An 18,716-nucleotide genomic window follows, 5' to 3' on the forward strand; every position below is an offset into this window, starting at 1 on the left:
ATAATACATTAAACTTATCCGAACATCACCGGGTAGAGCACAATACCGAAAAGGTTTCGGTCTGAGATTTTTACAATAGTATTATATACTTAACAACTCGAAATAATAATGGTTATTGTTTTAGATTTAAGGGAGTTTAACAGATGTTATCTCAAACCATACCATATACAGATCTGACATTATTTGATCTGGTAGCAGCTTTGATAGTACTTGTAGTGGGTATTGTTGTAGCAAAGATATTAACAGGAATGTTCAAGAACGGACTTAAAAAGACAGAACTCCCAGATCTTGTAGCAGAATTCCTTTCCAGATTCGTCCTGGCACTGTTATATGTTGCGGTCATCCTTGCGACAGTGTCAACCCTTGGTGCTGACATCAGCTCTTTGGTTGTCGGCCTTTCAGCAGTCATCGGTCTGGTCTTGGGCTTTGGAATGCAGGACACACTGACGAACATTGCAGCAGGAGTCTGGCTCGCTACACTGAGACCATTCGACAAAGGAGAGTATGTATCGGTAACAGGCTACTCCGGAAACGTTAGCGCTGTTGGTTTCATGGCAACGGAACTGCTGACACCTGACAACAAGCTCATCACCATCCCAAACAAGGTCATCTGGGGAAGTGCCATTGAGAATGCGACAAGAATGCCTACCAGAAGAGTTGAGGTTAACGTAGGGGTCAGCTATGACACAAAGATTGACCAAGCAGTCCAGATTGCTATGCAACTTATTAAGAACCACCCCCTTGTCCTTACAGACCCTGCACCAGCCGTTATCACAACAGAACTTGCAGATTCATCCGTGAACCTCCAGCTCCGTGCATGGGCAAACACAGCGGATTACTGGAAAGTAAAAGTAGATCTTACCAACGGAATCCTGAAAGCATACAAGGAAGAAGGTGTTGAGATACCATTCCCACAGCTGGATGTTCATCTGGACAAAGAGTGAAACATATTGTATAAAGGGGGATTAAGAAATGACAGATAAACCAACCATTCAGCCATCAACAAACGGACCATATCTTGTAAAGGACCTAAAGAACCTCAAGAACTCAAAGGGAAAGACCTTTGAAGAGAAGCCAATGATGGCTCTTTGCCGCTGTGGTAATTCATCCACCAAACCTTTTTGTGATGGCACACACTTGAGAGTAAATTTTACAGGTGAGAAAGTTGAAAGCAGGCAACCTGACAGGATGGACGACTATGTTGGAAAGGAGATCACGATCCATGACAACAGAGGAGTCTGTTCACACAGAGGACACTGTACCGACAACCTTCCAAGTGTTTTCAGGATGAAGCGGGGACCATGGATCGACCCTGATGGAGCCAGTGCAGAAGAGATAATGAAAGTTATCGAAATGTGTCCCTCAGGTGCCCTGAGCTATACTAAGGACGGTGTATTACACAAGGACCTTGACAGGGAGCCAGGTGTAACAATCACAAAGGACGGGCCATACGACGTGGTCGGCGGTATCGAGCTTGACGATCCTGATGGAAATACCCCCGAATCCAAGGAACATTACACCCTCTGCAGATGTGGTGCTTCGAAGAACAATCCATTTTGTAGTGGTCAACACTGGCATGTCGAGTTCAAGGATGAAAAGAATTGATCCGAAAGATCGTGAGGGATTATCTTGGGAAAATACAGATGTTCGGTGTGTAACTGGACATATGATGAAGAAGCAGAAGGGCAGGATTTCGACTCCCTGCCAGATACATATACCTGCCCTGTCTGCGGTGCACCTAAGTCCGCATTTGTACCAGAAGGCGGTGTGAAGCAAGAAGAAGGCATAGAGACCACTGTTGCTGACAAGATCGTCGAGCAACTGGAAGCTTTTGGTGTAAGATACGTTTACGGAATACCAGGAGATTCGAACCTTCCACTCATAGATTCCATAAGAAGGAGCGAGAAGATACGTTTCATCCTTACCCGCCATGAGGAGACCGCTGCGTTCATGGCCTCTGCACACGGAAAAATGACATCCGAGCTAGGAGTCTGCATATCCATTGCCGGCCCGGGTTGTACCAACCTGATAACCGGACTTATGGATGCTGCCACAGACAGGAGCAGCGTACTTGCTTTTGCGGGCCAGGTCCCCGAGGTCTATCTGGGAAGCGAGGCATTCCAGGAAATTGATCAGATCGAACTGTTCAAGCCTTTCACCGAATTCTCCGAGACTATTGCAAGAGATAATCAAGCATTGAAACTGCTCACAATGGCTATAAAATATGCCTACAGGAAACCTGGCGTATCGGTCCTCAGCACCCCCACGGACATCCTTGCCGAAAAGCTCGGGGAGAAAGTATATTCTCCCGGGAAGAGACTTTTCATGAACAAGACATCCCCGAAGTTTGAGGATGTACAAAAAGCAGCGGAACTTATTAACAATTGCGAAAAGGTCACACTCTTTGCAGGCTGGGGTGCCCGCCACAGTGGAGAACTACTGCTTGAGATTGCAAGAAAACTGAAAGCTCCTATTGCAACCACATCAAGGGCCAAAGGTGTAATCCATGAGACCGATCGCTTCAGCGTAGGTGTCCTGGGATCCATCGGTTCAAAGCACGCTGCCCAGGCAATCAAGGATTCCGAGCTTATAGTAATAATCGGCTCCGGTTTCAGGCAGGCAAACCTCGTACCTCCCCGAGTAAAGATAGTCCAGACGGACATTGATCCCACAAAGATAGGGAAGACCTTCGATGTAGATATCGGCATTGTGGGCGACGCAGACCTCGTTCTAAAGGCACTGTTGCCCCTGATAGATGAGAAGAAGGAGAATAAAGAGTTCCTTGAGCACATCGACAGAATGAAAGCAAGCCACCGTGAGGAACTGGAAGCTGAGGCTACTGATATATCAATCCCAATAAATCCCGGATACGTCGTGCAGGCAATCAAACGCCATGCAGACAAAGATGCCATCATCTGCATTGATGTGGGAGACCATACCTACTGGTTCTACAAGAAGTTCATCTGTGAAGGCCAGAGGACGTTCATGTCAGCGAACATCGCCAGCATGGGTTTCGCACTCCCTGCATCCCTTTCAGCTAAGCTTGACTACCCTGACAGCCAGATCATCTGTGTGACAGGAGACGGTGGATTCGGAATGCTCATGGGAGATTTCACCACTGCTGTGAGGGAAGGTCTTGACATCAACGTCATCGTCTTTAACGATGGCAAGCTCAAGAACATAAAGAAAGAGCAATTACGGGACAACTATCCGGAATACGGAGTCAGTTTCCCGAACCCGGATTTCGCAGGATTTGCACGATCTGCCGGCGGAGAAGGCTACAGGATAGAAGACCCTACAAAACTGGACGAAGCATTAGAAAAAGCATTCAATTCAGGAAAAGCAGCGCTTATTGACGTGGTCGTTGACCCGGACAAAACGGCTGCCAGCACAAAGAAGGTGGATTAAGGGGATACCTCCACGCCCTTCCAGAATGCAATATACCCTGCAATCTCTTTTGCAGCCGGTTTTGTTTCAGGATAATACCAGGCTGCAGCTTTATTTACTTCATCGCCTACGACGATGTCGTAGTAATATGCCAGACCCTTCCAGGGACAGGTAGTGTGGTGATCCGATTCACGCAGGTATTCCCCCTTCACCGACTCCGGCGGGAAGTAGAGATTCCCTTCCACCTGCTTTACTGCATTGCTTTCTGCAAGTATGACCCCATTCCATTTCGCTACTGCCACTGTATATCCACTCCAAAAAGAACTGATGAAAATAAGTTTTAAAGCATCATTTATGTGGATTGTGGTCAGCCGGAAAGAGCTGAAAGAAGATTAGATCCTAAACTGCAAAAGAGAAAGAAGATCATTCGACCTCAAATATATCGATACCCATACCCTCAAGGATCAAACCCAGTCTGAAGAGAGGAAGACCGACAACATTGAAGAAATCACCACTGATGCTTTCCACAAGTACTGCCCCTTTTCCCTGGATCGCAAATGCTCCGGCCTTGTCCATCGGCTCACCTGACCTTACATAAGATGCGATCTCAGCAACGGACATCTCCTTCATCTTCACATCCGTTATCTCAGGTACACTGACCACACTCCCTGAATCTATATCAAACACCGTCATACCCGTGATCACCTTCACGAACTTCCCGCTGATGTGGTCAAGCATCTCCGTTGCTTTCTCAGGGGAATGGGGCTTCCCAAGGACCTGGCCCTCACAGAGGACCACAGTATCGGCAGAGATGATGATACCCGAATCGAACTTCCATGCAACATCCCTTGCCTTTGAAAGGGAATGATGGACGACCAGTTCGGCGGCATCCATACCGGGTTGTGGACCTTCCTCGTATGAGCTCACAAAAACCTCGAAATTGTCCCCGATAAGCTGCCTTAACAGCTCTTTTCTTCGAGGTGAGGCTGATGCAAGAACTATCCTGCGCATCCTTATCATACACCCTTGAAATAATGCCCTCTGGAGAACCTGACACCTCTTCTGGGCCGAAGCTCAGTAGGCGTTCCATCCAGAATCTTTCGATATGCAGATGTGATCTCTTTCACATCCCTCTTACCATACAGGGAAAGGTCCAGACGCACAACATCCACGCCGGACCTTAGAAGCTGGTCCATCTTATCACTCATATCCAGCACTTTGGAATCATAGATCAGTGTCCTTTCATCCACACGCTTTACCGGATACTCCACGCCTTTTGAATCAACCATCAGCACTTCACTGCCGTCAGTGGCAATTCCCTGCTCAAGCAGGGGCTTTAGCAGATCATGCTCGGTGATAAGCATCAATTCCCTTCCATGGACAACGATCTCCAGCTGGTTCTCCTTACTACGGCAGAAAATATCATTGCACACGTCAGTGATCTCGTCAAGGTTCAGTTCTGAAGACAATGTGACACGGCAAGCTCCGGCCTTATAGAACTCATCTGCAGTATAGGAATTGAAAGTGTTGAACTCCTTTTGCACCACGAAAGGAACACCAACCTGTTTAGCAACTTCCACCTGACCAAGAGTGTAGCAGGCTATAAGGAAACCTGCATCCTTCGCATCCCCGATCAGAGGCAAAAGCTGCATTAGCTCGCCTTCGTGACTTATGCGCGGGAGAAGAAGAACGATCTCAGCATTTTTCCTTGCAGCTTCCAGTTTCTCAGCATTCTGTTCCGATGTCAGTTCATGGAGCTTCCTTAAAGGGACATAGACAATATCGGCACCCATATCCACAGTATCGAACAAAGCACCCGGGTTCTTTACTTCCACACTAAGTACAGGAGTACGTACTATGCTACCACATCCGGAATCTCCGCAGAAGTGCGAGATGTCTGATAACTGTGGATGCTTTTCATCCTTCCTGTGCTGCTCAAGAAGCCTCTCAAGCAACTTTTCCGCAGCTTCCCTCCTTGCACCTGTGAGCACTCCGATAGGAATGAAGATATTGCCGGCAACCTTTACATCCACAGATGAAGCCGTGAATGAAGTGTCGCCTAATTTCTCCATTGCTGAGACGATCTGTTCTTTGGGAGTCGGAGCTTTTTTCGCTTCCTGTACCTCAAAATCATCGATAACCTCAACAGAGATATCACCTGAGCTCATCCGCACCTTCAGCTTTTGACCAACTTCAGCAGCCACTTCAATATCCACAGGAAGGCCCTGCTCTTTAGTCCTCTGGAGCGTTTCCAGAAGTCTCTGGTCGGTAGTAAGATAGACCTCGTTACCCCTGGCAACAGCCTTGCCTGTCTTTGAACTGATCTCAAGGATGACCCTGTCACCTTTCTTTGCGGTCTTTATCTCTTTCCCATCCGTGTCCAGAAGCTTGTTGATGGCAGAACCTAATACCCCGACCTTTGTGTGGATACCCACACCATCCTTTACCTGGATATCTTCTTTCAGGGTGAGAGTAATGCTCGTGGTGTATCTGTAGGTGGAGATATCCCTGATCTTTCCAAGGAAAACACCATAGCTTGAACTGTATTTGGAATGGACCACATCCCTCTCGCCGAGTACGAAACCCTTTGTAAAACCACGATAGAACAGCTTGGCAAGGTCTGTTTCAAGCTCCATGACCTCGACCTCATCAAGCTTTTCTTTGTTGCAGACCGCTCCTACCGCACGCTTGTAAACACTTGCACTTTCAGTAACATATTCCGGCTTCTTCATCCTTCCTTCGATCTTAAGGCTTCGAATGCCGGTACCAACGATAGCTTCAAGTTCCGAAAGAGTACACAGCTCCGCGCAGCTTATCGGGAATTTGCCCATTCCCTTCACATTTACATTACGGCCGTTAACAACAAAATCATATGGCCTCCTGCAGGGCTGTGAACAGGCACCGCGATTGGCGCTCCTGTCACTCATGAAACTGCTGAAAAGGCATTTTCCGGAATAGGAATAGCAAAGTGCACCATGCACAAATATCTCGATCTCAGTGTCAGAACTATCCACAATATCAGTTATCTCCTTCACTGTAAGCTCCCTTGAAACAATGACACGGACAGCACCTTCGCTGGCAACGAAGTCAACTCCCTTGATGCTGTGGACCGTCATCTGTGTACTTGCATGAAGCGCCAGGTCCGCATAGGTCTCGTGAAGGATCCTGAGAAGTCCCAGATCCTGAAGGATGATGGCATCCACACCAAAAGAATAGGCCTTATCCACCACATCGAGAGCATGCTGAAGCTCTTTCTGTTTGATCGGTATGTTCAGGGCCAGAAAAGCCTTGACACCATGAGAATGCAGCATGTCGATCGCATCCTCAAGGTCACCCATGGAGAAGTTCTTCGCACCTTTTCTTGCATTGAGGTCCGTCACACCAAAATAGACTGCATCGGCACCACCTTTGATAGCACCGATCAATGCATCTATATCTCCTGCCGGGGCAAGTACCTCGGGAGGGAAAACACATACCTTTTCTTCATTTTTCAATATCATCAGATCACATTCTTATGGAAAGGACATACCCGGGGTCTGATGGCCCTTTCCTCTAAATAAGACATCCTCCGGATCAGATGTCCTCAAGTAGTTCCTTTGCGCTCTCATGCATGCGGATCGAATCTTCCGTACGGCCAATATTGACAAGCAGTGAAGCCAGATTTTCAAGGGTCCTGGCAGCATGCATCTTGTAACTTGCTTTCCCAGGATCGTTATTTATAAGCCTCGCATATATCTCAAGCGCTGATTCATAAATGCTCTTTGCATCCTCGTAGCGCTCCAGGTCCGCAAGCAGCTTGGCAAGATTATTCAATGTAATTGCAGCACCGTCCTCATAGGCAGGCTCGTCTGGAACACGGTCGAAGAGGTCCATGTAACCTTTGAGGGATTCCTCGAACATTGTCTTTGCATCAGCAGAGTATCCTTCCTTTGCAAGGATCGTACCAAGATTGTTCTTAATAGAAGCAATGCCAAACTCATGCAAAAGAGGGGATTCTCCTGACTTGATAAGCTCATCCCTGATAGCAAGGGACATATCATAACTGTGACGAGCATCTTCAAACCTTCCTGCATTCATCAGGAACCTGCCCCTGTCATCATGAAGTGTTGCGATCTTCGTACGATAGGAAAGATCACCTGGAACCATGTGCCAGATCTTTTCATACATCGAGATAAGGACATTGTAATCGGCTTCCCTGTCATCTGCCGGAGAATCAATGACAAGCAATTTTTCCATATTATGCAGGATGTCCCTGAACATGTCCCGATAAACAATATTACCAGGCTCTTCCCCAAGAAGCTTGAGGATAACGATAAGAGAGGTCTCGTAGATGGAACGCGTTTCATAAGGCAGTCCTTCGTCAACACGTTGAGATGCAAGTTTGATAAATCCATTGAAAATATCCGAAAACTTCCCTGAAAACGATGAATCATAAGTTGTTGTTCTGGGGAGCTTTTCCACCATTTCATATATCCGGTCTTTTGCCCGGTCATATTCACCGGTTGCCATAAGGGCATTAACAAGCCTTTCAAGTAATTCCAGAGACATGTCCTGTAAGATACTGTTCGAAGGATCATCCTTCATGGCATTGGAACAACCCTCATAGGCACGTTCAAGATCCTCCCTTGCCTCCTGCATAAGTCCCATCTCATAAAGAAGATTGGCCAGATTGGTCTGGGCGGTCAGCGCCTTAGCAGTATTCTCCATATTGACCGGATCAAGGATCAACATCTTCCCGGAAAGCCTGAGGGCTTTTTCGAACATCCCTCTTGCCATTTCATTTCGGCCTTCGGAGGCCAGCAGGGTAGCAAGGTCATTAGCCACAGAGGCAGCAGCAGAACAGTAACCATCGTTCTCAGGTTCCTCGGAAAGGAGGCGGTCATAAGAACTAACAGCTTCCTCAAAGAAGGGGATTGCCTTAAGGTTATCACCCTGCTCTGTAAGAAGAGAAGCAGTCTTGCTCATGACAAGGGCCTTGTGCTCCATGAAAGAAGGATTGGAATTTGCGATACTCTCAAGCATTCCTGATGCTTCTGCATACCTATCAATGGCTTCTTCAACCCTGCCATCTGACTCCATAATACCCCCGATGGCCTGCAACACATTGACAAGCAATTCAGGAGATTCAGCCTCCCTTGCATCGGACTCTGCCTTCATCAGACATTCAAGGGCATCCTCCTGCAGACCATCATACAGAAGGGACATCCCCTTGTTGAAATTTCGAAGTGCCATATCTTTTGATCTTCTGGACATTATCGTAAACCTGTTTTGTACCTTAATTTAAACCCCGGACACCCTGCCAGCACAACTGTGACAGAACATAAAGGAAGGTGAGCATATTCACCATTAGAGTGAATAAGAAAGTATTATTTTTTCGCTTTCTTCTGCCTACATTCTAGGGCTCTTATTGTTATAATTCTTTGCCTGAAAGGAACTTATATTTATAAGGGACATTCCATTATTATAAAGGTTGAACATGGAGCTAAAAAAGATATTAAGTCAGGTAAAGAACAGTGAAACTGACCTTGAGGAAGCAGAGAACAGGATCAGATCAATGGGCTATGTGCAAATATCGGATATCGCCAGGCTCGACACATTCCGCAAGAACCGTACAGGCATAATGGAAGCCATACTTGCCGAAGGGAAGGTAGCAGAGGACATCGCAGAGATAGCAAAGAAGCAGATCGAATCCACAGGACGAGTCCTCATCACCCGACTTGATGGGAACAAATCCGCCTTTCTGGAAAGGTCTTTCGGAGCTGACAATATCGAATTCTGCAAAAATTCAATAACAGCTGTGGTACACAATGGCACCCCTGCACCCAGAACAGGTGGTCGGGTCGCCATCATCTCAGCAGGTACCGCAGACATACCTGTGGCCGAGGAAGCCAGAATGACAGCCTCGGAAATGGGATGTGATACCCTCACTATCTACGATGTAGGAGTGGCCGGATTCCAGCGACTTGTCTCCCAGCTGCAGAATATAGAGGATTATAACCCGGATGCGATCGTTGTCGCTGCAGGAAGAGAAGGAACACTCCCTACCGTAGTATCCGGCCTTGTTGGCGCACCAGTCATAGGATTGCCGGTATCCATTGGTTATGGCGCCGGTGCAAAAGGAGAAGCTGCTTTGTTATCAATGCTCCAGTCATGCTCAGTACTATCGGTAGTGAACATAGATGCCGGATTTGTTGCAGGTGCGTTTGCTGCAAGAATTGCAAATAAGATCGCTGAGGCCCGTAATACTGCCCCCGCAAAAGGTTGCTGATAGAATGAAAGCACTTATCTTTGAACCATTTTCAGGAGCTTCCGGGGACATGATCCTGGGAGCAATGGTCGGACTGGGAGTTGATAGAGCCGAACTTGCTGAGGTCATCGAATCAGTGATCGATGTTACTGTATCAATAGGAACTGCGAATAAATGCGGTATCGAAGCAACTGATGTGCGCATACTTACAAAGAGTGATCAGAACAACAGGAAATATTCAGAAGTTATCGATGCAATCAGGGAAACATCACTACTTCCAGAAGTTAAGAAAAGTGCTATTGAGATCTTCAGGATCATCGGAGAAGCAGAAGCCATAGTACACGGAAAGGGACTCGATGAGCTTCATTTTCATGAGGTCGGGCAGGATGATGCAATTGCAGATGTGATCGGAGCCTGCTACGCGATAAATAAAATGGAAGCAGATGTCGTACTCTGTACTCCCTTGAACGTAGGTGGTGGCACCGTAAAGGCTGCACATGGAAGTTTTCCGGTCCCTGCGCCCGCCACCCTTGAGATATTGAACAAGAGCGGGCTTGAAATATACAGCTCAGGAAACAGGGAATTGCTTACACCCACAGGTGCAGCCATCCTTGCATATTTTGCTGAACCAACAGAAAAACTTCCCGCAGGCAAGGTCCTTGCCACCGGCTATGGTGCAGGAGATGCGGATACCGATTCGCCGAACGTCCTGCGTACAATGATAATGAAGGTTGCCGGGGAGCTTTCCCGTGATACCATCGAAGTGCTTGAAACGAACGTTGATGATGTTACAGGAGAAGTTTTAGGAAGTCTCTACGACAAGCTTATGGAAGTCGGGGCAAAGGATGTTGCCATAACACCGGCCACCATGAAAAAAGGGCGTAGTGGGCATATAATACAGGTAATAGCAAGACCCGAGGACAGTACTCGGATTGCAGGAGAACTTATGCGCCAGACCGGCACCCTTGGAGTGCGTGTAATGCCTACAAAGCACCGTTTCATAGCTGACCGCAGGATAGGGACAATAACCATAACCATTGCAGAACAGGAGTACGAGGTTTCTGTGAAGATAGCACAGGACAAAAGCGGTGAGATACTCCACATATCCGCGGAATACGAGGACTGCCGCCACATAAGCAACATCAGCGGATTGCCTTTGAAAGAGGTCATGCGACGCACAGAGGAGCGCGCGTGGAAGATATTCAAAGGACTTTGAGCTAAAAATATTGTTCCTAAGAAGATGGTCCAAAAACAGACCAGAAAATGCGGCACAGGAAAATAGAAGATAAACAACACCTACTGATGTTTGTTTTCAACTCGTTAAATATAAGGGTTATCTGAAGAGATCAAAACAAATATATTTGTTTTATGAAAAAAAGGATCCAAAAGGCTTCATTGAGAAACAAAAATACCCTGAATTAGAAGAATATACTCTTATAGGATATATAATAACGTAATATATTTTTTAGATTTTTTGACAACATAGATCAGGAATAATCTTCTACAATAAGAAGGTAAATACTGCCTTTTGATAACTATATTAGAGCTGCTTCAGAGGAAAATTATCGACCTACTAATAAGAAATAAATGGAACGTACCAACGATAAATTTGATGGCTTCAAGAATATTATTAAATAAGTTCTACTGATGCATTTTTAAACGCACTAACTTTAACAAATATAAGATAATGTAGGTCCAATTCCATATACTGTCAGAAAAAATAAGAGATCATAAAGCCTACAACTGTCGTTTTTTAAAATAATAACCTTTTTTAACTATGTTTCATTAATTGTAGAAAACTTTATATTCAGAGATGTTTAGTCCAGTTTTTTTGTTTATAAAATAATTGATAACTAGATCAGACCTTAACTGCAAAAAAGAGAGACAATATATAAATAGAACAGAATGCTTTATATATTAGAAGATTAGACTTAAACTGCCTACTGCAACGGGAGCAAAGGGCAAAAAGGAGTCAAAAATTATTTTTAAAACAAAAGGAGAAACAACTATGGTAAATAAGATAGAAGTTAGAGTTGTATCAGCTTCACCTCTACCACATGCATTGCATGGATTCAGGTTAAGCGACGGAACAGTTGAAAAAACCAACGCACATTCTGTTCTTGAAAACTCCGCTCGTAGAGCAGCTGAGTGATAGTTGTTATAAATTCCAGGCATTGATAGATCCCATCAGGAAATATCATTGCCACAACCTATCTTCAAAAAAACGATCGGCTTTCAATAAGCCTGAAAACAAAATAAAAATGTCGTCAGTGAGGAATTTACTTCCTCACGACCTCTTTTGCCTGCTTAAGGTATTCTGTACACTCATCCATCTTTACCGCAGCCGTACGGATGTATTCAGCAACTTCCCCAAAGCCAGCGGCATCCAGCTTGATTATCCAGTCATTGAAGCTTTTGCTATGGCTCTCATTGTGCTCAATCCAGTGCTCCAGAAGATGTTCCAGTTTTCCTTCATCCAGTTCTTCTACCATTTAACTACCTCCACTAAAGCAAGTATAAGACTCGTAAGTATCAGACATCCCTTGGGTCAGTGATCTCACCGGTCAGTGCAGATGCTGCAGCTGTTGCGGGAGATGCAAGATATATCTGACCGCCGGTGCCCATCCTGCCTCTGAAATTACGGTTTGCTGTAGAAATACAAACTTCGCCTTCACCGATGACACCCATATGACCTCCAAGACATGGGCCACAACCAGGGGTTGCAAGGGTCGCACCTGCCTCCAGCAAGGCCTCTGCAGTACCATTGCGAATGGCTTCGATCAATATAGAACGTGATGCGGGGATGACGAGGGTCCTTACAGCCACTTTCTCTCCCTTAAGGAGATCTGCCGCCACCTCGAGATCTTCAAGCCTTCCGTTGGTACACGTTCCGATGAAGACCTGATCCACCTTTGTACCGGCCACTTCAGGAACATCACAGACATTGTCCACCTGATGAGGCCTGGCAACCTGAGGCTCAAGGTTTGCCCCGTCGATCTCGTACTCAGCGCAGTATTCGGCATCCTCGTCAGCATAGACAGGCTCATACTCCTCAACAGCCCTTCCCTCAAGGAATTCGAATGTCTTCCTGTCAGGCGGTACGATCCCTGCCTTTCCACCCATCTCAATGGCCATATTACAAAGGGTCATCCTGCCGGCCATTGAAAGATCGGTAATTGTATCACCATAGAACTCTGCTGCTTTATAGGTTGCTCCGGCAGCGCCCACTGTACCAATGACCTTGAGAGTAACGTCCTTGGCAAGTACATGTTTGTTCAGTTTACCGCTGGTGGTCACTTTTATGGTCTCCGGGACCTTGAACCAGAGCTTGCCTGATGCGAATATCTCGGACATATCAGTTGCACCCACACCGGTACCGAATGCTCCGAAAGCGCCGTATGTACATGAGTGGGAGTCAGCACCAACCACAAGTTTACCGGGCATTGCAAAGCCGTTCTCAGGAAGCACCTGGTGGCAGATACCTTCACCAACATCAAAGAAATTGGGGATCCCCTGCTCTTTGATCCACTCCCTTATATCATGATGTAATGAAGCAGTAGTCTCCGTATTTGCCGGTGTGAGGTGGTCGAATGGGATCACAATACGTTTAGGGTCCCATACCTTTTCAAGCCCCATCTTCCTGAATGATCTTACTGCAAGCACACTGGTGCCGTCATGAGCCATGGCATAGTCCACGTTAGCCATCGTAAACTCATTTGCTTTTACTTCTTTTCCGCTTGCCCTGCTAAATATTTTCTCGCTTATGGTACTCAAAAGACTAACTCCTGTATCACTTGCTTACTGAATACTACAGTAACCAGATAAATATGTGTATCTGTCCAAAAGGTTCCAGCAGAACGAAAGGACTGCCAGAGGAACATAAAAAGAGGCAATAATAAAGACCCCTCCATCAAAAGACATATCAGAAAACTGGAAAAAAGAAGAAATGAGAAGAGAGAAAGGAGAAAGGCTGAATGAAGGATCATGAAAGGGCTTTAAGCCTTTCAATGTTCTCCAGCATCATTTCATTCTCAGCAATAACCTTCTGCTCGATGGTATCAATGATCTCATCCATCGGAACGGTCAGAGTGTAGATCTTGATAGGCCTGCCCTTACCCTGTTTCTTTTTTACTTCCTCTACCTCCACCCAGTTATTCTTCTGGAGATAGTTCATAGCAATACTGACCTCGGGCTGCCTCAGGCGTGACATCATCTCCACATCACGTGAAGTTACGCTCTCAGAACCCAACAGACAAGCAAGTGTCTTTGCAACAGGTTTTGAAACATTAAGTTTCTGAAGCAGCAAGACCATTTCATTGTCTTCGTCATCCATATAGATATCTCTACTATTCATACGTCCACCATTATAGTACGGATTTTATAAAGTGGATATTATCTTTTCATTTATAAATATTATGTTTTGATAATTATAATATCAACAGTATCCCAACCTGGAACTCGAACTACAGATATCGCATCTACATACCCATATCAATTCCCCACATACACCAGATAACACTGTAGAAGCACAGTTCGAGATGTTGCGCTTCACCTAACATTTCAAACATATTTTGCGATCATGCACAAGAAGAGAAACATTGCAAGAAAAGATCGATTGAAAGTCTAAAGTAAACCGCGAAAATAAAAAAGATTAATCAGTAGGTTATTAAGAGTAGGAAATTAAGAAAAATAGGGATGGTGGGCCCGCTGAGATTCGAACTCAGGACCTCACGGTTATCAGCCGTGCGCTCCACCTAGCTAAGCTACGGGCCCAATGCGTCTCTTGTACGATGTTGTTCATCGCACGAGCTCTACAATACACGTTTTAGTATATATTAGTTTCGCTTTGCAGGACCTTCGTTTTGAAAATATAAAAGGTGTGCAGAGAAATGACGAAAAATACAGCGATAAGTTTATTTCCGATAATGGCAAGTATGTTCTAAACATTGGGCCGGTAGATCAGGGGAAGATCGCTACCTTGGCATGGTAGAGGCCTCGGGTTCAATTCCCGACCGGTCCACTCAATTTTTTTGAATTTGCGCCAATACTTCATAATTTCATAATCTTGTTAATGAGATTCATGACTAAATCCTTATATACAGCAAGATATCACTTTAAAAATAGAGGTAGTGGGAATCCTTTCGATCTAATATGGGGTTAGAATAAGAAAGGAAAGGAATGCAATTATCGCCAGAAGAGCTTTTTGAAATCTAAATTTTTAATGGAATCCGGAATTTTCGATCAATTTCAAGTTCTTTTTTGGCCTGATTAATAAACCAGCGGGAGATATGAAGGGGGATCAAGAATAAATGACCAAGCTAACTTCAGGTAAGATTACCATCGAAGAACTGGAAAACGTCCAGATCAACATTAGTAACATCGTAGGCGCTATAGAAAAGGAAGTAGAAGAAAAAGGAGACAGGGGACCAACTCCGAAACCCGGGATATCGACATTGAGGAGCTGGGACTTTAAGCTTCTCGACAGGTACGGACCTGTGTATACACCGACGTCGTGCCAATGCGGTTTCTGTACTTTCGGCCCATGCGATCTGAGCGGTAACAAAGAGGGAGCTTGCGGGATAGATCTTGAAGGACAGACCGCAAGGGAATTCCTGCTCAGTAACATAATCGGGACCTCGGCCCACTCAGCACACGGACGTCACCTTCTTCATTATTTAATCGAGAAATTCGGCAGGGACCATCCCATCGATGTAGGTTCATCCAACATCAAGGCACCCAACACACAAACCGTCACTGGATACAAACCGGAAACTCTTGGTGATCTTGAAGCAGTACTGGAGTATGTGGAAGAACAGCTGACACAGCTTATGGCAACCATCCACATGGGTCAGGAAGGCGAAGCTATCGATTTTGAGTCAAAGGCCCTGCACGCAGGAATGCTCGACCATGTGGGCATGGAAGTCTCTGATATCGCACAGATATCAGCTCTGGAATTCCCTAAAGCAGATTCAGAAACACCACTGGCAGATATCGGAATGGGGTGTATCGATTCCACAAAACCCGTACTGATCGTCATAGGGCATAATATGGCAGGCGTTTCCAATATAATCGATTATATGGAAGAACATGACCTTCTTGATAAGATAGAAATTGGAGGACTGTGCTGTACCGCCCTTGACATGACCCGCTACAAGACAGAGGGCGGGAACACTCCAAAAGCAAAGATAGTCAGTACCCTTGCCAAGCAGCTGAAGATGATACGCTCAGGTGTTCCGGATGTCGTTGTTGTTGATGAGCAGTGCGTTCGTGCCGACGTCCTCAGGGAGGCAAAGAAGCTCATGATCCCTGTGATCACCACCAACGAGAAAATAATGTATGGTCTTCAGGACAGGTCCGATGACAATGTAGATGATATCCTTGAAGATTTAACCAGTGGGAAGGAACCAGGCGTACTCATGCTTGACTTTGACAAGCTTGGAGAACTGGCACCACGCCTTGTGCAAAAGATGGCGACCATAAGAGATGAGAAGGGTATAAGGGGCCTGCCATCCGATGAAGAATTAAAAGAGCTCACAGCAAGATGCGTACACTGTCTGGCATGTGAACTTGCCTGTCCGACAAATCTGCCTATCAGCGATGCAATGACTGCTGCAGAAAATGGAGACCTTGGACCATTTGAGATACTCCGCGACAAATGCATAGGATGCGGCAGATGCGATCATTCATGCCCGAAGGACATTCCGGTACTGAATGTGATCGAAAAGGCGGCACAGAAGGTCATACGACAAGAGATAGGAAAGGTAAGGGTTGGAAGAGGCCAGATCAGTGACCCAGAGATCCGTGAAGAAGGAGTCAACCTTGTACTTGGAACGACACCGGGCATCGTTGCACTGGTTGGATGCTCGAACTATCCCGGCGGGACCAAGGATGTATACGATATAGCAGATGAGATGCTCAAGAGGAATTATATTGTCCTGGTCTCAGGATGTTCGGGAATGGATGTCGGGATGTACAAGGATGAGGATGGAAAAACACTCTACGAGAGGTATCCGGCAAAGTTCCTCAAAGGCAACCTGATCAATATGGGTTCCTGTGTATCAAATTCCCATATCACGGCAACTGCGATCAAAGTTGCAGCAATATTTGCACAGAGGGATATCACCGGTAACTACGAAGAGATCGCTGACTATATCCTGAACCGTGTGGGTGCAGTGGGGGTTGCCTGGGGCGCCTATTCGCAGAAAGCACTGTCAATTGGAACGGGCTGTAACAGACTGGGAATACCCGTAGTTCTCGGCCCCCACGGCTCGAAGTTCCGCAGGGCGATGATCGGTAAACCATATGAAAAGGACAAATGGAAGGTATACGATGCACGTAATGGTGAAGAGATGCCAATACCGCCTGCACCTGAATACCTGCTGACCACGGTGGAGACCATTGAAGAACTGATGCCAATGCTTGCCAGGAGCTGCATACGTCCCAGTGACAACAATATGGGAAGAATGATCAAGCTCACCCATTATATTGAGCTCAGCCAGAAGTATCTTGGAATAATGCCCGATGACTGGCACACTTTTGTCAGGACCGAGACAGACCTGCCCCTTGCAAGACGTGGGGAACTCCTCAGGATGCTCGAAGAGGAACATGGCTGGGAGATAGACCGGGACAGAAAGAAGATAATCTCAGGCCCGACCATGAAACTGGATGTTTCAGCCCAGCCTACCAATCTAAAAAGGCTTTGTAAGGAAGGATGATCACCGCCCTACGTTCCCAAGAAAATTCAATTATACACAAAATATGGTGTGAAAAGCCGGGAACCAATCCTGCCACCATATTATTTTTTAGTTGAGTTATATTTGCCAGCGTTTATTTTGAAATTACTTATTGATACCTTTCACAAACATCAGTGTTTCTGTCTGCGGTTCAGACCATACATCTGTACCTTCTTCATCTTCGCGAGATTTACTGCGCGATCCATTTCAGCCTTCTCAAGGCGCCTTGCCTCTATGTAGCCATTGTCGATCGCCTCACAGAGGATCTCCTAGCCGATCGAGGAACGTGCAAGGACAGTGCTCCAGCCCTGCGGGGTGCCCACACCGCCAAAGGAGATATCCGAGTTCTCTGAGGCCATATCGGTACAGAACTTACATGAAGTTGACCTGTACTGGTCCAGTTCCGAGAGACTATAGCTCTTTATACCATCAGCCATTCCGAATTCAAAGACACCTTTGCGGATCTTCATGGAATCGATATCTTTGAGATCCATTCCATTAGCTTCAACAAATTGCCTGATACCTTCATGCTCGAAGCTGTCCATACAGAAAAGACCGAACTTCAGGACCTTTGCCCGGAGGAACAGATGAAGGAAGCCATAGGGACTGGTCTGCATCTTGTGAACAGCATCTATGTTACAACTGGGACCCACAAATGCAATGCTCCTCATACCCTGCTTGATGGCGCTCATCAGCGGCTCCATGGTCATGCTGTGGGAATATATGCTTCCTGCTGACTCAAGGACCTCATCGGCGGTCGTTGCAATAAATGGTTCCGGCCTCCAGGGATCTTCCTCTGACCTTCTTGTAACGATAGCACAGTCCAGAAGCCCTTCCTCAAGCCCGTATGCAAGCAGAGAGGTTACAACACCCCCATCCTGACCCTTTAAACCGGGCATCTCCGACCTGGCCGCATAGCCGAACCTGAGCTTGCCCACAAGGTCCTCTTCCCTTGTGACAGTTCTAGGACACTGATTGTAGCAGACACCGCAGGCAGTGCACTTATCGATCAGTTTGGGCTGTTGGTTCACAAAAGTAATTGACTCACAGGAGGATACACAGGCACCGCACAGAGTACAGATCCCCAGATTTATGATCTCCTTCTTGAGCTTACCAAAAGAGATCCTCTCCTTCTCACCAATGTTACGCTTCAGGCGTATTACACTCTTTTCCAGCTGATCGAACTTGTTCTTACATTCCGGAGAGCAGAAGTAGTATTTTTTGCCGCCATAGTCCGTAATATAGACGCTGTCCTCACTTACATGAGCCTTACAGATCGGGTCAGTTATCATTTTTATCACCACGAAAAGGATGTATGGAGGATTAGTAGCAGCTCATCATTAATAAAG

The 18,716-nt window shown here is 46.2% G+C and carries 15 protein-coding genes and 2 tRNA genes; 8 read left to right on the forward strand and 9 right to left on the reverse strand.

Annotated elements, in window-relative coordinates; genetic code table 11:
* Positions 1 to 143: 143 nt before the first annotated feature.
* Genes ACR3I3_RS00770 through ACR3I3_RS00780 form a run of 3 tightly spaced genes read left to right on the forward strand, consistent with a single transcriptional unit; the run spans position 144 to position 3,408 of the window.
* Entirely contained in the window at positions 144 to 944 is an 801-nt protein-coding gene (locus ACR3I3_RS00770) for a mechanosensitive ion channel family protein (RefSeq protein ID WP_440952684.1), read from the forward strand.
* A gap of 28 nt (positions 945 to 972) precedes the next feature.
* Positions 973 to 1,605, forward strand: coding sequence for a CDGSH iron-sulfur domain-containing protein (locus tag ACR3I3_RS00775; RefSeq protein ID WP_440952685.1), 633 nt, complete (start codon positions 973 to 975; stop codon positions 1,603 to 1,605).
* A 24-nt stretch (positions 1,606 to 1,629) separates the two neighbouring features.
* Complete coding sequence (locus tag ACR3I3_RS00780) at positions 1,630 to 3,408, forward strand: thiamine pyrophosphate-dependent enzyme (RefSeq protein ID WP_440952686.1); 1,779 nt, start codon at positions 1,630 to 1,632, stop codon at positions 3,406 to 3,408.
* Here the strand turns inward: ACR3I3_RS00780 and ACR3I3_RS00785 are convergent.
* The 4 genes from ACR3I3_RS00785 to ACR3I3_RS00800 all read right to left on the reverse strand — a co-directional run bounded on the left by ACR3I3_RS00785 (position 3,405) and on the right by ACR3I3_RS00800 (position 8,619).
* The gene (locus tag ACR3I3_RS00785; protein ID WP_440952687.1) at positions 3,405 to 3,689 is read right to left on the reverse strand and encodes a DUF427 domain-containing protein; all 285 of its coding nucleotides are present in this window, start codon (positions 3,687 to 3,689) and stop codon (positions 3,405 to 3,407) included. The genes ACR3I3_RS00780 and ACR3I3_RS00785 overlap by 4 nt on opposite strands.
* Positions 3,690 to 3,810: 121 nt before the next feature.
* Positions 3,811 to 4,398 (reverse strand): Maf family nucleotide pyrophosphatase, encoded by a 588-nt coding sequence (locus tag ACR3I3_RS00790; RefSeq protein WP_440952688.1) that lies wholly within the window; start codon positions 4,396 to 4,398, stop codon positions 3,811 to 3,813.
* A gap of 5 nt (positions 4,399 to 4,403) precedes the next feature.
* Entirely contained in the window at positions 4,404 to 6,887 is a 2,484-nt protein-coding gene (locus ACR3I3_RS00795) for a DUF3656 domain-containing U32 family peptidase (RefSeq protein ID WP_440952689.1), read from the reverse strand.
* Between the two features lie 73 nt (positions 6,888 to 6,960).
* Positions 6,961 to 8,619, reverse strand: coding sequence for a tetratricopeptide repeat protein (locus ACR3I3_RS00800; protein ID WP_440952690.1), 1,659 nt, complete (start codon positions 8,617 to 8,619; stop codon positions 6,961 to 6,963).
* Positions 8,620 to 8,863: 244 nt separating this feature from the next.
* Between ACR3I3_RS00800 and larB the strand changes: the two genes are divergently transcribed.
* The 3 genes from larB to ACR3I3_RS00815 all read left to right on the forward strand — a co-directional run bounded on the left by larB (position 8,864) and on the right by ACR3I3_RS00815 (position 11,786).
* Positions 8,864 to 9,655, forward strand: coding sequence for a nickel pincer cofactor biosynthesis protein LarB (gene larB, locus ACR3I3_RS00805; RefSeq protein WP_440952691.1), 792 nt, complete (start codon positions 8,864 to 8,866; stop codon positions 9,653 to 9,655).
* 4 nt (positions 9,656 to 9,659) lie between these two features.
* Positions 9,660 to 10,850: a nickel pincer cofactor biosynthesis protein LarC gene (gene larC, locus ACR3I3_RS00810; protein ID WP_440952692.1), complete on the forward strand. Its 1,191-nt coding sequence runs from the start codon at positions 9,660 to 9,662 to the stop codon at positions 10,848 to 10,850.
* 792 nt (positions 10,851 to 11,642) lie between these two features.
* Positions 11,643 to 11,786 carry a hypothetical protein gene (locus ACR3I3_RS00815; protein WP_440952693.1) on the forward strand — a complete coding sequence of 48 codons (144 nt, stop codon included), beginning with the start codon at positions 11,643 to 11,645 and terminating at the stop codon, positions 11,784 to 11,786.
* Between the two features lie 127 nt (positions 11,787 to 11,913).
* Here the strand turns inward: ACR3I3_RS00815 and ACR3I3_RS00820 are convergent, their stop codons facing one another.
* The 4 genes from ACR3I3_RS00820 to ACR3I3_RS00835 form a co-directional block, all read right to left on the reverse strand.
* Positions 11,914 to 12,126, reverse strand: coding sequence for a hypothetical protein (locus ACR3I3_RS00820; RefSeq protein ID WP_440952694.1), 213 nt, complete (start codon positions 12,124 to 12,126; stop codon positions 11,914 to 11,916).
* Between the two features lie 40 nt (positions 12,127 to 12,166).
* The gene (locus ACR3I3_RS00825; RefSeq protein WP_440953715.1) at positions 12,167 to 13,399 is read right to left on the reverse strand and encodes a 3-isopropylmalate dehydratase large subunit; all 1,233 of its coding nucleotides are present in this window, start codon (positions 13,397 to 13,399) and stop codon (positions 12,167 to 12,169) included.
* Between the two features lie 217 nt (positions 13,400 to 13,616).
* Entirely contained in the window at positions 13,617 to 13,988 is a 372-nt protein-coding gene (locus ACR3I3_RS00830) for a transcriptional regulator (RefSeq protein ID WP_440952695.1), read from the reverse strand.
* Between the two features lie 342 nt (positions 13,989 to 14,330).
* Positions 14,331 to 14,407 (reverse strand) — tRNA-Ile (locus ACR3I3_RS00835).
* Between the two features lie 175 nt (positions 14,408 to 14,582).
* On the opposite strand from ACR3I3_RS00835, the gene ACR3I3_RS00840 reads away from it, so the two are divergent.
* Together ACR3I3_RS00840 and cdhA are read left to right on the forward strand one after the other, a co-directional pair.
* Positions 14,583 to 14,654 (forward strand) — tRNA-Ala (locus tag ACR3I3_RS00840).
* A gap of 289 nt (positions 14,655 to 14,943) precedes the next feature.
* Positions 14,944 to 17,349, forward strand: a complete 2,406-nt coding sequence (gene cdhA, locus ACR3I3_RS00845) for a CO dehydrogenase/acetyl-CoA synthase complex subunit alpha (RefSeq protein WP_440952696.1) — start codon at positions 14,944 to 14,946, stop codon at positions 17,347 to 17,349.
* 287 nt (positions 17,350 to 17,636) lie between these two features.
* Here the strand turns inward: cdhA and ACR3I3_RS00850 are convergent, their stop codons facing one another.
* Positions 17,637 to 18,659: a Coenzyme F420 hydrogenase/dehydrogenase, beta subunit C-terminal domain gene (locus ACR3I3_RS00850; protein WP_440952697.1), complete on the reverse strand. Its 1,023-nt coding sequence runs from the start codon at positions 18,657 to 18,659 to the stop codon at positions 17,637 to 17,639.
* Positions 18,660 to 18,716 lie beyond the last annotated feature (57 nt).

The sequence above is a fragment of the Methanococcoides mangrovi genome (assembly GCF_052057775.1).
GTDB lineage: Archaea > Halobacteriota > Methanosarcinia > Methanosarcinales > Methanosarcinaceae > Methanococcoides.

Excerpts from the sequence above, each read along its gene's own strand:
- ACR3I3_RS00775 (WP_440952685.1), top strand. The coding sequence starts at position 973 with ATGACAGATAAACCAACCATTCAGCCATCAACAAACGGACCATATCTT.
- ACR3I3_RS00800 (WP_440952690.1), bottom strand. The coding sequence starts at position 8,619 with ATGGCACTTCGAAATTTCAACAAGGGGATGTCCCTTCTGTATGATGGT.
- ACR3I3_RS00850 (WP_440952697.1), bottom strand. The coding sequence starts at position 18,659 with ATGATAACTGACCCGATCTGTAAGGCTCATGTAAGTGAGGACAGCGTC.
- ACR3I3_RS00770 (WP_440952684.1), top strand. The coding sequence starts at position 144 with ATGTTATCTCAAACCATACCATATACAGATCTGACATTATTTGATCTG.
- ACR3I3_RS00795 (WP_440952689.1), bottom strand. The coding sequence starts at position 6,887 with ATGATATTGAAAAATGAAGAAAAGGTATGTGTTTTCCCTCCCGAGGTA.
- larB (WP_440952691.1), top strand. The coding sequence starts at position 8,864 with ATGGAGCTAAAAAAGATATTAAGTCAGGTAAAGAACAGTGAAACTGAC.
- ACR3I3_RS00820 (WP_440952694.1), bottom strand. The coding sequence starts at position 12,126 with ATGGTAGAAGAACTGGATGAAGGAAAACTGGAACATCTTCTGGAGCAC.
- cdhA (WP_440952696.1), top strand. The coding sequence starts at position 14,944 with ATGACCAAGCTAACTTCAGGTAAGATTACCATCGAAGAACTGGAAAAC.
- larC (WP_440952692.1), top strand. The coding sequence starts at position 9,660 with ATGAAAGCACTTATCTTTGAACCATTTTCAGGAGCTTCCGGGGACATG.
- ACR3I3_RS00815 (WP_440952693.1), top strand. The coding sequence starts at position 11,643 with ATGGTAAATAAGATAGAAGTTAGAGTTGTATCAGCTTCACCTCTACCA.
- ACR3I3_RS00790 (WP_440952688.1), bottom strand. The coding sequence starts at position 4,398 with ATGCGCAGGATAGTTCTTGCATCAGCCTCACCTCGAAGAAAAGAGCTG.
- ACR3I3_RS00830 (WP_440952695.1), bottom strand. The coding sequence starts at position 13,988 with ATGAATAGTAGAGATATCTATATGGATGACGAAGACAATGAAATGGTC.